Consider the following 15,789-nt stretch of genomic DNA (forward strand, 5'->3'; position numbering starts at 1 on the left):
GAGCACTAGGCTCCCTTTGGGCGCTCTTGATTCATTACTGTCACCAAATTGCTCATATCGGTATCTTGCCAAAATTGCTCGATATTAAGCGGCAAGCGTCGACGCCAATTTGGATGTTCATCTACCGTTCCTGGAATATTCACTTGCTCAAGTAAGCCCAAGGCGTCTTCCACCGGTACCAATAACACCCGACTTGGTGCTTTGGCTAAATACGCTTGTACCGCTCGTCCTAAGGCATGATTCATTGTGGCCGGTTTGGTCTCTGGAAACTCATCAGCTAACAAAACACCTTCGTATTCGAGGGCTGCCAACAATTGGGCTCTATCTGACACCCGCTCTGTTCGCTCATTCATGCCCATTTGCTCATTTGGATAAAGGTCTAACTGCTGACGCCATTTTAAGTCATTACCTGTCCACCATCCGGTAAGAGTAGGTAAGTCATGGGTTGATACCGTTACCATCGATTGCTCTGGGTACAACTCGGGACGAAAATACAACCCTGAGTCCCAACGCTCAAAATACAACACCTTGTATGACAACAAGCCGTATTCGGCCATAATGTCGCCAAAACCTTCTGGCACGGTGCCAAGGTCTTCGCCAATAACCACACAATTATTACGGCGCGATTCTAATGCAATAATGCGAAAAATATCTTCAAGCGGGAAGGTAATATAAATCCCTTGGTCAGCGGCCATTCCAGGAGCCACCCAGTATTGACGCATTAAACCAAGTACATGATCAATTCTTAGGGCGCCAGCATGGCGCATATTGCTGCGCAAGGCTTTGACTAAAGGCATATAGCCTTTTTCTTTTAACGCCACCGGATTAATGGGGGTTAGCCCCCAGTCTTGGCCAAGTGTATTCATCGCATCTGGTGGCGCGCCAACCGCGGCGCCTGCAACATAACTGTGTTTGTCGGCCCACACTTCGGCACCAGAGCCATCACAACCTACCGCTAAGTCCATATAAAGACCAATGGGCATATTATGCTGTTTTGCTTCGCGCGCGGCCTCTCCTAACTGACGATCGGCGACAAACTGTAAAAATTGAAAATAGCCAATGCGCTCGGCATGCTCTTGTTTAAAGGCTTCGACTTCTGGGCTATGAGGGTCTTGAAATTCTTCTGGCCACGCCTTCCACCCATAGGCATGTTGATCTATTTTACGAAAGTGCTCATATAAAGCATCAAACGTTGCCAGCTCAAATAAGTCATCTCCCATAGTGTTCACAAACAAACTGTACGCTTGGGCAAAGTCGCTGCTCCTTGCTAAGTGATTTTCTAAAAAGTCTTGATACAACAATTCAAGCGCCTGATATTTAAGATGTGCGGAGTATGGGTAATCGATAAACTCTTTGTGGTTAGCGGCGCTGACATGCTGTTTAAACTCGGCAGAGTCAACTAACGACTGCACGGCTTTACAACTGGCAAAGTTATCTACCGACGTAACGTCAATGTATAAGGTATTTAAAAAGCAACGACTGGTTGGTGAATAAGGGCTGATATGACCTGGGTTATTCGGGTATAACGGATGCAATGGGTTTAAACCAATGGCGCTTACGCCACGTTCAGCCGATTGTTTTACCAAACTTTTTAAGTCGCCAAAATCGCCCATGCCCCAGCTATTGTCGGACTTTAGTGAATAAAGTTGAGCCGCCAAGCCCCACATTCGATAATCTGCCACTTCATTGGGGGATAAACAGGTTTTAGGGGCCACAATTACGTGACATTGTGCCGATTGCTCAGCCAAGGTAACGGTTAGTTGATGGTAACCTTGAGCTACGTGAGGCAACACTAGGGCAAGTTTTTGAAAATGCTCGTCACCAACGTTTCCTTCACCAATGATCTCAAGCGCGTGCAAGTCACTCTGCCCTTGATGCACTTGCCCATCTTCCAATGCCAATTGCCACATCACAGGCTGATCTTTATCACGATTATTAACGCTCAATGGGACGCTGTATTGGCTAAGTTCAGCATTAACGACATACGAAGGCGCTAATAAGTGTCGCCAATTACCGTGCTTTAATTCTTCTGCCGCGGCTAAAATAGCATGCTCAGAAGACAAGTCGTATTCCATCGCCTCTAACAAAGCGTGTAACGCTTGTGGGTTTGCATGTACCGTATTGTTAAAACAATCCTTATAACTTGAGTGAAAACCCACTTGTTCGGCAAGCTTTTGTATTGGAGTCATAATATCTTTCCTAAATATCAATTTCTCTTTATGTCAGCACACAGGTGCTGGTGGTCGACACTTAGCTCGGTATCAATGATTGCTTGATCATCAAGTTGAGTTTCTACGTCAGCCGTATTAAAAATAATGCCCTGTTGCAATATTTGCTTTGAACCAGGCTTTGTTTGCTAATCTGTATAACGACATCGCATTTTTGCAATGCTTTATTGTAATTCAAACACCACTGTCGCTAATGGTGGCACGGTAATGTTAATTGACTGCGCAAAACCATGAGAAGCTATTGCTTGAGTTTGCACCCCATCAAGATTACCAACGTTGCTGCCACCGTAAGATGACGAGTCCGAATTAAAAATTTCTTTGGCATAACCTGACCGCGCTACCCCAAGGCGATAGTTGTAGTGCACCGCTGGGGTAAAGTTACATACCACAATAACTGGGTTAGCCCCGTCTTTACCATGGCGAATATAACTGTATATAGATTGTTGTTCGTTATCATGCTCAACCCATTGAAAACCTTCTGGTTCACAGTCAAGTTGATGCAATGCTGGCACGCTTTTATACAAACTATTGAGATCTTTTATTAGCGCTTGCACACCTTGGTGGAATGGGTGTTCAAGTAAATGCCAGTCAAGCGCTTGATCAAAATTCCATTCCGCCTGCTGGCCAAATTCACCGCCCATAAACAAAAGCTTTTTGCCCGGATGGGTCCACATAAAACTAAAATAGCAACGTAAGTTAGCAAAACGTTGCCACTCATCACCTGGCATTCGCCCAATTAACGAACCCTTACCATGCACAACTTCGTCGTGACTTAACGGTAGAATAAAGTTTTCATCAAACCCATAGACTAAGCCAAAGCTGATTTCGTTATGATGATATTGACGATGAATCGGTTCACGGCGCATGTACTGCAGAGTGTCATTCATCCAACCCATATTCCACTTATAGCCAAAACCTAGACCACCCATCGACGTTGGTTTTGACACACCAGGCCAAGAAGTGGACTCTTCTGCTACCGTAAACGCTCCGGGATAATCGGCATAAAGTTCTTCATTAAACTGCTGCAAAAAAGCCACGGCCTCTAAATTTTCATTGCCACCATGTTCATTGGGCAACCATTCCCCGTCTTTGCGACTGTAGTCTAGATACAGCATAGAAGCCACTGCATCTACTCGGATACCATCAATATGATAGGTGTCGAGCCAATGCATCGCACTCGCGCGTAAAAAATTAGCCACTTCGGTACGACCGTAATTGTAAATTAAAGTGTTCCAGTCAGGGTGAAAGCCTTTGCTTTTGTCTTGGTGTTCATACAAGCAGGTGCCATCAAATTGACTAAGACCATGGGCGTCGACAGGGAAATGCCCAGGCACCCAGTCAATTATTAGGCCAAGCCCTGCGCTGTGACAGGCATCGACAAAATATTTAAAATCGTCTGCATTGCCAAAGCGCGCTGTTGGGGCAAAAAGACCTACCGGCTGATAGCCCCAAGAACCGTCGAATGGGTGTTCACTCAACGGCATTAATTGAATATGGGTAAAGCCCATTTCAAGGGTATAAGGAATAAGGCGGGCGGCTATTTCACGGTAGTTTAAAAACTCATTATTATTATCGCGTTGCCAACTACCAAGATGCACTTCATAAATGGCAATGGCGTGATCTCGGTTATTGCGCAGTTGACGCTGACTGAGCCATTGTTGATCTTGCCATTTAAAGTCGCTTGGTGCGCTAATCACCGATGAGTTGCCAGGGCGATACTGCGCCTGAGCCCCATAAGGGTCGGCCTTTAAGGGTAATAATTGACCGTCTTTATCTTTGATTTCAAATTTATATTTGCAACCAGGTTCAATAGGCTGAGGCGAACTGGCAAGGGGGATAAAGATTTCCCAAAGACCAGACTCTAGTCGCTTTCTAAGCGGATGCATACGCCCATCCCAGTGATTAAAGTCGCCGACGACAGAGACATGTGATGCATTGGGCGCCCAGACAGCAAAAGACACGCCCTGAACACCTTGATGCTTTATAAAATGGGCACCAAGCTTTTGGTATGGTTTTTTGTGCTTTCCTTGATTAAACAAATAAAGGTCTAAGTCACCCAATACCGGCTCACATGAAAACGGGTCAATAAAAATTTTTTCGTCCTGTTCAAACACCGCTTTAAGGCGATAGTCAAACGGCTTTTTGCGACGCGTGGTTTTTGAAAAGAAACCGTCCTCATTAAGTTTTTTAAGGCGAGCAACGACTTTACCAGCGCCATCAATAACACTAACCGACATTGCCCCGGGAATAAAACAATTGGCTTGCAAATAGCCTCGCTCGTTTGCGTGCATACCTAAAAAACCAAACGGGTTGTTATGGCAGGCTTGTAAAATAGCGTTTATTTGCTGTTGCATCGGTTATGTCCTTGCTCGATAGTTTCCATGACAAGTTTTATTTAATCGCATAAATGATGAAAGGCTGGTCGCAAACCAGCCTTAGTGCCTTACTCTTTAATCGGTTCTAAATGCCAAATATTGTCGACATAATCTTGAATTGACCTATCTGAGGTAAATTTCCCCATTTTGGCGGTATTAATTATGGCCATTTTGGCCCAACGAGGTTTGTCTTTATAGGCTTGATCAAGCGCGTTGTTGGCCTGACAATATGAGTCAAAGTCAGCCAGTACAAAATACGGGTCACCTTGATCTAGCAGACTGTTGGCGATGGCGCTTAATTCACCCGGCTTACCTGGGGTGAAATAGTCGGTATATAACCAATCAATCACCGCTTTAAGCTCTTCATTGTTTTGATAATAATGATGAGGGTTATAGCCTTGCGCGGTTAAGGCTCTGATTTGCTCAACGGTATGACCAAAAATAAAAATATTGTCATCGCCAACTTCTTCAGCAATTTCAACATTAGCACCGTCAAGGGTACCTAGGGTAACCGCCCCGTTTAACGCTAACTTCATGTTACCCGTACCAGAAGCCTCTTTGCCGGCCGTCGATATTTGTTCTGAAACATCGGCTGCAGGGATAATTTTTTCCGCCAACGTCACCCGATAATTAGGCATAAAGACCACTTTTAATTTGTCTTTAATACGGCCATCGTTATTAATTTTTTCGGCAACTTTGTTGATCGCATAAATAATTTCTTTGGCCAAATAATAACCTGGAGCGGCTTTGGCACCGAAAATATACACCCGAGGATGCATGTCTAAATCTGGGTTTTCTAGCAAACGACGGTATAAAGCTAAAATATGCAAAAAGTTTAGATGCTGACGTTTGTATTCATGCAAACGCTTAATTTGAACATCAAAAATGGCGCTTGGATTGACCACCACACCGGTGGATTTTAAGATTTCGTCGGCCAGTTTCACTTTATTGGCATGCTTAATTTGCATAAATTGCTGTTGAAAATCAGCATCCTCTGCAAAGTTAGCAACAACACGTAAGCTTGATAAGTGTTTCGCCCAATCGGCTTCGACTTTGCTGTCCAGTAGTTTGGCCAATTGCGGATTACACGCCTTTAACCAACGACGAGGGGTAACCCCATTAGTCACATTGGTTAATTTACCTGGGTAAAGTTGATGAAATTCTGGGAATAAGTCACTTTTTACCAACTCAGTGTGAATTTGAGCAACCCCGTTCACTTTAAATGACGACACCACACACAAGTGGGCCATCCGTACCATTTGGGTTTCACCCTCTTCAATTAATGAAAGGCGACGGCGCATATGGTGGTTGTTAGGCCACATGACCGACACTTCTTCATTTAGGAAGAATTCGTTTATCGCATACAAAATCTCTAAATGGCGCGGCAATACGCGTTGGAACAAATGTACCGACCACTTTTCAAGAGCTTCTGGCAATAAAGTGTGGTTGGTGTATGCAAAACACTGACGACATAAGGCGAACGCATCGGCGAAACTAAAATCATTTTCATCGATAAGAATACGCATCAACTCTAAAATGGCGATGGTTGGGTGCGTATCGTTAAGTTGCATCACCATTTTGTCAGCAAAGTGTGACCAATCATTACCATGCATTTTTTGATAACGGGCAATAATGTCTTTAATTGAGCAAGCACAGAAAAAGTACTGCTGAATAAAGCGCAACTCTTTACCGGCTTCGGTTTCATCATTTGGATACAAAACCTTAGAAATGGTTTCGGCGGCATTTTGCGCCGCGTGTGCACTTTGATAAGCCCCGGAATTAAACTTATCCCAGTCAAAAAAGCTTGAAGCACGAGACTCCCACAAGCGCAGCGTATTTACCGCTTTAGCATTGTAGCCTACAATTGGCACATCCCACGGAACCCCTTTGATGGTTTGCCCTGGGTGCCATACTTTCTTTTCACTGCCATCAACATTGACCTGTGTTTCGACACGACCAAACAAACCGATGGTTTGCACAGCCTCTGGGCGACAGACTTCCCAACCATTGCCGTATTCACGCCATTCATCTGGCGTTTCAATTTGGCGCCCATGGTGAAACTGTTGCTTAAACAAACCGTGCTTATAGTGGATTCCGTAGCCGTAAGCGTTTAAGTCCATGGTCGCTAAGGAGTCAAGAAAGCACGCTGCCAAACGTCCTAAACCACCGTTACCTAAGGCTAAGTCATGCCCTTCTTCAAAGATGTCTTCAATTTCAAAACCAAGCTCAGCAACCGCTTGCTTCGCGACATCAAATAAATTTAGGTTATGCAGATTATTCGATAGCATACGCCCCATCAAATACTCTAAAGAAAGGTAGTTGATAGAGCGGGTTTTATGTTCTTTATGATAGTTGTTGGTTTGAGATAATTTCTCGTAAACCACTTCATTAACAGCCATACACACAGCACGCTGCACTGCAGCTGGATTGTCTTGAAAGTCCTGTTGTGAGCAGGTGAAATTTAAATGCTGTAAAACTTTTTGTTTAAATTGCGCCGTTGTGGGCGTCTTTATATTTGATGTTGCCATAGTTAGAAACTTGCCTGTTTAGGGGGCCATCACTTGTAAAGCCACTTATTTCACGTTCTGAGGGTAATGACCCTATGCAATCAGAACGATATGTACTTTTGCCTGTATCACGGTGAAAAATTAGGAATTATATAATTGTGATAACGTTACGTTACTTTGGCCTTTCAAGGCAAATGACTACATACGTATGCATAACAAATTTACTGCGCATACGTATGCACAAACCAAGGATAAATGGCCATTGTTCAATTAAGCGCCAAAAAACATTTTAGATTAACACCCGATGATTGTCGGGTAACCTAAAAGACGGTCAATTACTTCAATTTAAAATGCTCACAGCTGTGATAACGAGATGGTATTAGGCTTGGAAAACCGTTTAAACATTGATTGGTTTGATGGTTACACCGAATGCCAAACCCTACACCAATGGCGTGCACGTAATAACGACAATTAATACATATGGCATCTTGGTCTTTAATTGACTGTTGAATGGATTTTTGTGAAACGTGTGAATTCATAAAGACCGCCTAGTTAAATGCCAATAACTAAGGCAACGCACGCAAGAGCATAAAGAAATGTTTACGCTTTAGCTGATTTTATATGCCGACCGCAAGTTGCCTTTAAATCACCAGCTTAAAAAATTCTAGTTATCTAGAACTACTAGGTCAAGGTATACACTTTAGCTAAAGCTAGTTGACCTTTTGGTCTTATTCTATGGTCTTAGATTTACCTTTGTTTGAATCATGTTTTACGACTGCATGGATGAAGGAGGTAGAGCAACGCAGGAGCAGTTGCCGAGGATGGGACCTCCACCGGGTGCGAGGTGGTTGAATGTTTCAATCCCCAGAACGTAAAAAAGCCCTTAGCGTTAGCTAAGGGCTTTCTTTAAATAGGAGCCTAGCGATAAGCCACATGGATGTGGTGAATATCGAAAATGCAGGGAGGCAATTTTCGATAACTACGTAGTAGATCGAGTGGCACTTCACTGATTCTGAAATGCAAAAAAGGCTGCCCAGTGGACAGCCTTTCTTTAAATAGGAGCCTAGCGATGAAGTGCATGGATGCACAAATGCAGATAAATTCATGGATGAATGCTTTTTATCTGTGACCTACGTAGTAGGAACAGTAAGCCCAAAAACGAGAAAAGCCCGCTTAAATAAGCGGGCTTTTAGAATAGGAGCCTAGCGATGACCTACTCTCACATGGGAACTCCCACACTACCATCGGCGCTGTTGCGTTTCACTTCTGAGTTCGGCATGGGATCAGGTGGTTCCACAACGCTATTGTCGCTAGACAAAACTTGTTAAACAATTTGAAATCTAATATTAAACGCTACTCAATTCTTACTTAATGCGTGAAGTACATGGATGTACAAATGTCGATATGCTTCATGGATGAACGCATTATATCGACGAATGTTTGTCAGACATACAATCTTTAAAACCTCTTGGGTGTTGTATGGTTAAGCCTCACGGGCAATTAGTATCAGTTAGCTCAAGGCCTCGCAACCCTTACACACCTGACCTATCAACGTCGTAGTCTCCGACGACCCTTTAGGGGACTCAAAGTCCCAGTGAGAACTCATCTCAAAGCCTGCTTCCCGCTTAGATGCTTTCAGCGGTTATCAGTTCCGAACATAGCTACCGGGCAATGCCATTGGCATGACAACCCGAACACCAGCGGTTCGTCCACTCCGGTCCTCTCGTACTAGGAGCAGCCCTCTTCAATTCTCAAACGCCCACGGCAGATAGGGACCGAACTGTCTCACGACGTTCTAAACCCAGCTCGCGTACCACTTTAAATGGCGAACAGCCATACCCTTGGGACCGACTTCAGCCCCAGGATGTGATGAGCCGACATCGAGGTGCCAAACACCGCCGTCGATATGAACTCTTGGGCGGTATCAGCCTGTTATCCCCGGAGTACCTTTTATCCGTTGAGCGATGGCCCTTCCATACAGAACCACCGGATCACTATGACCTACTTTCGTACCTGCTCGACGTGTCTGTCTCGCAGTTAAGCTGGCTTATGCCATTGCACTAACCGTACGATGTCCGACCGTACTTAGCCAACCTTCGTGCTCCTCCGTTACTCTTTGGGAGGAGACCGCCCCAGTCAAACTACCCACCAGACAGTGTCCCCAATCTCGATAAGAGACCTAGGTTAGAACATCACGCATACAAGGGTGGTATTTCAAGATTGGCTCCACAACATCTGGCGACGTTGCTTCAAAGCCTCCCACCTATCCTACACATGTAGGAGCAATGTTCACTGTCAAGCTATAGTAAAGGTTCACGGGGTCTTTCCGTCTAGCCGCGGGTATACGGCATCTTAACCGCAAATTCAATTTCACTGAGTCTCGGGTGGAGACAGTGTGGCCATGATTACGCCATTCGTGCAGGTCGGAACTTACCCGACAAGGAATTTCGCTACCTTAGGACCGTTATAGTTACGGCCGCCGTTTACCGGGGCTTCGATCATGAGCTTCGCTTGCGCTAACCCAATCAATTAACCTTCCGGCACCGGGCAGGCGTCACACCGTATACGTCATCTTTCGATTTTGCACAGTGCTGTGTTTTTAATAAACAGTTCCAGCCACCTGGTTACTTCGACTGACCTCAGCTTAAGGAGCAAGTCCCATCACCAAAGTCAGCGTACCTTCTCCCGAAGTTACGGTACTATTTTGCCTAGTTCCTTCACCCGAGTTCTCTCAAGCGCCTTAGTATTCTCTACCTAACCACCTGTGTCGGTTTGGGGTACGGTTCCTTATAATCTGATGCTTAGAAGCTTTTCCTGGAAGTAGGGCATCAACAACTTCAACTCCGTAGAGTCTCGTCTCGTATCTCAGCCTTAAGAAGTTCCGGATTTACCTAAAACTTCAGCCTACATACTTTCACATGGACAACCAACGCCATGCTTGCCTAGCCTGCTCCGTCCCTCCTTCGCAATTATAAGAAGTACAGAAATATTAATCTGTTTCCCATCGACTACGCGTTTCCGCCTCGCCTTAGGGGCCGACTTACCCTGCCCTGATTAACATGGGACAGGAAACCTTGGTCTTTCGGCGGGGGAGTTTTTCACTCCCCTTATCGTTACTCATGTCAGCATTCGCACTTCTGATACCTCCAGCATGCTTTACAACACACCTTCAACGGCTTACAGAACGCTCCCCTACCACTTGAACCTAAGTTCAAATCCGCAGCTTCGGTGCATAGTTTAGCCCCGTTACATCTTCCGCGCAGACCGACTCGACTAGTGAGCTATTACGCTTTCTTTAAAGGGTGGCTGCTTCTAAGCCAACCTCCTAGCTGTCTATGCCTTTCCACATCGTTTCCCACTTAACTATGACTTTGGGACCTTAGCTGGCGGTCTGGGTTGTTTCCCTTTCCACAACGGACGTTAGCACCCGCAGTGTGTCTCCCGGATAGTACTCATTGGTATTCGGAGTTTGCAAAGGGTTGGTAAGTCGGGATGACCCCCTAGCCTTAACAGTGCTCTACCCCCAATGGTATTCGTCCGAGGCTCTACCTAAATAGATTTCGGGGAGAACCAGCTATCTCCCGGCTTGATTAGCCTTTCACTCCGACCCACAGGTCATCACCGCATTTTTCAACATACGTGTGTTCGGTCCTCCAGTTGATGTTACTCAACCTTCAACCTGCCCATGGGTAGATCGCCGGGTTTCGGGTCTATGCCCTGCAACTAAACGCGCAGTTAACACTCGCTTTCGCTACGGCTCCCCTATTCGGTTAACCTTGCTACAGAACATAAGTCGCTGACCCATTATACAAAAGGTACGCAGTCACCTAACAAGTAGGCTTCCACTGCTTGTACGTATGCGGTTTCAGGTTCTATTTCACTCCCCTCACAGGGGTTCTTTTCGCCTTTCCCTCACGGTACTGGTTCACTATCGGTCAGTTAGGAGTATTTAGCCTTGGAGGATGGTCCCCCCATATTCAGTCAAGATTTCTCGTGTCCCGACCTACTCGATTTCACGGTAAGTTTATTTTCGTGTACGGGGCTATCACCCTGTATCGCTGCCCTTTCCAGAGCATTCCACTAATTTACAAACCGCTTAAGGGCTAATTCCCGTTCGCTCGCCGCTACTAAGGAAATCTCGGTTGATTTCTTTTCCTCGGGGTACTTAGATGTTTCAGTTCTCCCGGTTCGCCTCATTAAGCTATGTATTCACTTAATGATACCTGCCTTACGACAAGTGGGTTTCCCCATTCGGACATCTGAGCCTATAACGCCTTTTATCGGCTTAACTCAGCTTTTCGCAGATTAACACGTCCTTCATCGCCTCTAACTGCCAAGGCATCCACCACATACGCTTAGTCACTTAACCATACAACCCCAAAAAGTTTTACTTTACGTAAAACAACTGAAACTCAGAGGACTAATTCTGAGAAAGTTGTAAAGTCTGACATTTTCACGCATTCAATAAGAATGTCTTGAGTATAAAAAATCAATAATCAAAGATTATTAATTAGTTTGAAAACACTAGGAATGTGTTTTCGTTTTGGTGCTTATATCATTTGATAACATCGTGCGACACGTTGTTATCGATAAAAACACCGGGTTTAATATCAGCTTTCCAAATTGTTAAAGATGTCATATCTGCGCACATTCGGCAGTTATGTGAGTGAAAACTCAAAGATAAGCATTAGTGCTTATCTTTAAGTTTTCATCAATTGTTATCATGCTATTTGTGTGAACACTCGCAGTACTTTCGTACTCATTAAGTTGTCTACTTAAGGTAAGGAGGTGATCCAACCCCAGGTTCCCCTAGGGTTACCTTGTTACGACTTCACCCCAGTCATGAATCACAAAGTGGTAACCGTCCTCCCGAAGGTTAAACTAGCTACTTCTTTTGCAACCCACTCCCATGGTGTGACGGGCGGTGTGTACAAGGCCCGGGAACGTATTCACCGCGGCATTCTGATCCACGATTACTAGCGATTCCGACTTCATGGAGTCGAGTTGCAGACTCCAATCCGGACTACGACAGACTTTATGGGATTCGCTCCACCTCGCGGTCTTGCTGCCCTTTGTATCTGCCATTGTAGCACGTGTGTAGCCCATCCCGTAAGGGCCATGATGACTTGACGTCGTCCCCACCTTCCTCCGGTTTATCACCGGCAGTCTCCTTAAAGTTCCCACCCGAAGTGCTGGCAAATAAGGATAAGGGTTGCGCTCGTTGCGGGACTTAACCCAACATTTCACAACACGAGCTGACGACAGCCATGCAGCACCTGTCTCAGAGTTCCCGAAGGCACGAAGCTATCTCTAGCGACTTCTCTGGATGTCAAGGGATGGTAAGGTTCTTCGCGTTGCATCGAATTAAACCACATGCTCCACCGCTTGTGCGGGCCCCCGTCAATTCATTTGAGTTTTAACCTTGCGGCCGTACTCCCCAGGCGGTCAACTTATCGCGTTAGCTGCGCTACCCACGTCTTAAAGACACAAACAGCTAGTTGACATCGTTTACGGCGTGGACTACCAGGGTATCTAATCCTGTTTGCTCCCCACGCTTTCGTGCCTCAGCGTCAGTATTTGTCCAGGTGGCCGCCTTCGCCACTGATGTTCCTTCCAATCTCTACGCATTTCACCGCTACACTGGAAATTCCACCACCCTCTACAATACTCTAGACAGCCAGTTCGAAATGCAGTTCCAAGGTTGAGCCCTGGGCTTTCACATCTCGCTTAACAATCCGCCTACGCACGCTTTACGCCCAGTAATTCCGATTAACGCTCGCACCCTCCGTATTACCGCGGCTGCTGGCACGGAGTTAGCCGGTGCTTCTTCTGCGAGTAACGTCACAGCTAGCAGATATTAGCTACTAACCTTTCCTCCTCGCTGAAAGTGCTTTACAACCCGAAGGCCTTCTTCACACACGCGGCATGGCTGCATCAGGGTTTCCCCCATTGTGCAATATTCCCCACTGCTGCCTCCCGTAGGAGTCTGGGCCGTGTCTCAGTCCCAGTGTGGCTGATCATCCTCTCAAACCAGCTAGAGATCGTCGCCATGGTAGGCCTTTACCCCACCATCTAGCTAATCTCACTTGGGCTAATCTAAAGGCGAAAGGTCCGAAGATCCCCTCCTTTGGTCCGTAGACATTATGCGGTATTAGCAGTCGTTTCCAACTGTTGTCCCCCACCTCAAGGCATATTCCCAAGCATTACTCACCCGTCCGCCGCTCGTCATCTTCTAGCAAGCTAGAAATGTTACCGCTCGACTTGCATGTGTTAAGCCTGCCGCCAGCGTTCAATCTGAGCCATGATCAAACTCTTCAATTAAAAAGTTGTTTTTTTGATTCCGAAGAATCGACTCAATGAATTTGCTGGTTGTTTTCACTTTAAAAGTAAAAACAAACTTTACATAAAACATATGTATATATTTTGTGTGTCATCATCATTAAGTTAATGTGCTACCGGTATAAATACTTAGTAGCTTTGTAAGTCAATCTTAATGTGAGTGCCCACACAAATTGCATGATAACTAATTGTTAAAGAACGTTTTTAAACGTACAAGGCAATCTCATTCGTTGCTCTTGCTGTGCTCTGGGCCTTGCCCGAAGCGAGATGCGCATTCTACGCATCTGAAGTTCAAAGTCAACCGTTTTTAAAATCTTTTTTGAAAAAGTTTTTAAAGCAGGATTTGCTTAAAACCCCCTTCACACTTGGCTTGTCAACCTTGTTGCCTAACCCCGTGGAAGTGGATGCGCATTCTAGAGATTTTTAGGATGCCGTCAACTGTTTTTTGCTAAAAAATATAAAAACAGGGCTGATTGGGTGTATTTTGTACGAAAGGCCTAAAACAACAACAAAAAGATCACAATAACTTTACTAATCGGCCTAAATAAGCTTTATTTTTAAATTCTGTTTGAAACCGATGCTTATGAATAAGTAGGTTTAGGCTGCCATTAATCTGTTTTACTGTGTCACTATTGTGCCACTATTTATACTATGTGTAGTTGTTACCTTATTTGTTAAGGTTTATTTGTATTTGGAGCATACCTATAATGATTGAACTTACTGCCAACCAATGCCGTGTTATTGGAGTGATGTTAGAAAAAGAAATCACCACCCCTGATCAGTATCCATTGTCTCTAAATGGTTTGACTGTTGGATGTAATCAAAAAAGCAACCGAGATCCGGTGATGTCTTTAACAGAGACCGAAGTTCAAAATATTGTTGATGAGTTAATCAAACTTAATCAAATTTTAGTAATAAGAAGTGGTGCAAGCCGAGTTGATAAGTTTCAACATCGTTTTTGTAACACTCAATTTAGTAGTTTTCAGTTTACCCCACAGCAAAAAGCCATTTTAACGGTACTCTTACTACGTGGCCCGCAAACACCCGGTGAGTTAAGAACTCGCACCAACCGTTTAGCTGAATTTAACGACGTTACTGAAGTCGAAGATTGTCTTCAACATTTAAGTCAGTTTAACAACCAAGGTTTGGTCAAAAAGCTACCCAAGCAACCGGGAAAACGCGAAGCTCGGTATGTGCATTTATTTACTTGTTATGACCCAAACCTATTTGATGCCATAAAAGCAGAAGACGCTGACGCAATGGTGAGTGGTTCGGTTCACAGAGACAATTCGTCTTTACAATCACGAGTGGAAGCTTTAGAAGCCGAAGTAAAAAGACTCAATGATCTTGTTGAAAGGTTATCAGAAGTGCTTGAATAAAACTTCTTAAAGCCGTTTATATGAATAGAGTAAAGTTGGCGAGTTATGGTGGTTCAAATAGTCATTTTTGATCTACATTAACTTTCGACCATTTTCCATTCATCTCGATATTCGCATTTTTTGCCTGTATGGGTAATTGGGTCTATCTTTTAATTAGCTCTAAACCATTAAAAATAAACCTAAAATGCAGGTGTCTATATGCCGATATCGTGTTCGCTAAAATCTTGCTTTTGTTTTTTCCTACTGTTTAGTCTGGCTGGCTGCAGCAACAATGTGCAGGTTCGTACGATAGATACAACCAAACAATCTGGGATATACATTGTTGGCTACAGTAAAAATTCAGATTTACGGATGCTCTTTGAAGAAAGCCTTAAGTCTGAATTGTTAGACCAAGGCTTTCCGGTATATACCAGTTACCAAGATATTTTAGGGGTGACTAATACCAGTGCCGATTTGATTCGAGACAAAGCCAATGCGCGCAATGCGTTAGTGGTTTTAATGGTAACGCCTGAAAATCGCCTCGGCGAACTCACTTTGCCCCTGGCGCAGCCCAAACCTCATAATGATTTGCCGGCCTTCGTTGATTTTCAGCAAAATAAAACCCCCGCTTTTGATCCCAACAAACAAACTGTAGCCGAAGTGTATGCGTTTTTGCTAAATAACGAAGCAACACCATATTATTGGAGTGGAGTGACGTACCCTTATAATTCGCATTCACAAAAACAGGCGATAATGGAGGTAAGCAAGACTCTAGCTGATGCCTTAGTGGATGCCCGCAATAAAGTTAGGCGATAATGTAGCGGTTAGCTTACGATTTATTTTTTCGCAAGATGCTTTTGAGCTTGGTTCACATTTTTAACTCTTTCTTTTGTCTGCTTAAAGCTCTTTTTTAGGGCAAAATCGACCAGTCGGATTAACGATAAGACGACAAGGATTTTCACCCTAGATTTGCTCGCTTTTA

The 15,789-nt window shown here is 44.6% G+C and carries 5 protein-coding genes and 3 rRNA genes; 2 read left to right on the plus strand and 6 right to left on the minus strand.

The window, feature by feature from the left end:
* Positions 1-5: 5 nt before the first annotated feature.
* The 6 genes from malQ to ACAY00_RS13830 all read right to left on the minus strand — a co-directional run bounded on the left by malQ (position 6) and on the right by ACAY00_RS13830 (position 13,431).
* Entirely contained in the window at positions 6-2,189 is a 2,184-nt protein-coding gene (malQ, locus tag ACAY00_RS13805; protein ID WP_371374917.1) for a 4-alpha-glucanotransferase, read from the minus strand.
* 203 nt (positions 2,190-2,392) lie between these two features.
* Positions 2,393-4,582: a 1,4-alpha-glucan branching protein GlgB gene (gene glgB, locus ACAY00_RS13810; protein ID WP_371374919.1), complete on the minus strand. Its 2,190-nt coding sequence runs from the start codon at positions 4,580-4,582 to the stop codon at positions 2,393-2,395.
* Between the two features lie 89 nt (positions 4,583-4,671).
* Entirely contained in the window at positions 4,672-7,131 is a 2,460-nt protein-coding gene (locus ACAY00_RS13815) for a glycogen/starch/alpha-glucan phosphorylase (RefSeq protein WP_371374922.1), read from the minus strand.
* A gap of 1,179 nt (positions 7,132-8,310) precedes the next feature.
* Positions 8,311-8,425: ribosomal RNA gene (rrf, locus tag ACAY00_RS13820) — 5S ribosomal RNA — on the minus strand.
* Between the two features lie 164 nt (positions 8,426-8,589).
* Positions 8,590-11,479 (minus strand): 23S ribosomal RNA (locus tag ACAY00_RS13825).
* A 412-nt stretch (positions 11,480-11,891) separates the two neighbouring features.
* Positions 11,892-13,431 (minus strand): 16S ribosomal RNA (locus ACAY00_RS13830).
* Together the 16S, 23S and 5S rRNA genes form the textbook arrangement of a ribosomal RNA operon.
* 725 nt (positions 13,432-14,156) lie before the next feature.
* On the opposite strand from ACAY00_RS13830, the gene ACAY00_RS13835 reads away from it, so the two are divergent.
* Entirely contained in the window at positions 14,157-14,828 is a 672-nt protein-coding gene (locus ACAY00_RS13835) for a YceH family protein (RefSeq protein ID WP_371374926.1), read from the plus strand.
* Between the two features lie 273 nt (positions 14,829-15,101).
* Complete coding sequence (locus ACAY00_RS13840; RefSeq protein WP_371374929.1) at positions 15,102-15,623, plus strand: hypothetical protein; 522 nt, start codon at positions 15,102-15,104, stop codon at positions 15,621-15,623.
* Positions 15,624-15,789 lie beyond the last annotated feature (166 nt).

It is taken from the genome of Thalassotalea sp. 273M-4, assembly GCF_041410465.1.
Lineage (GTDB): Bacteria > Pseudomonadota > Gammaproteobacteria > Enterobacterales > Alteromonadaceae > Thalassotalea_A > Thalassotalea_A aquiviva.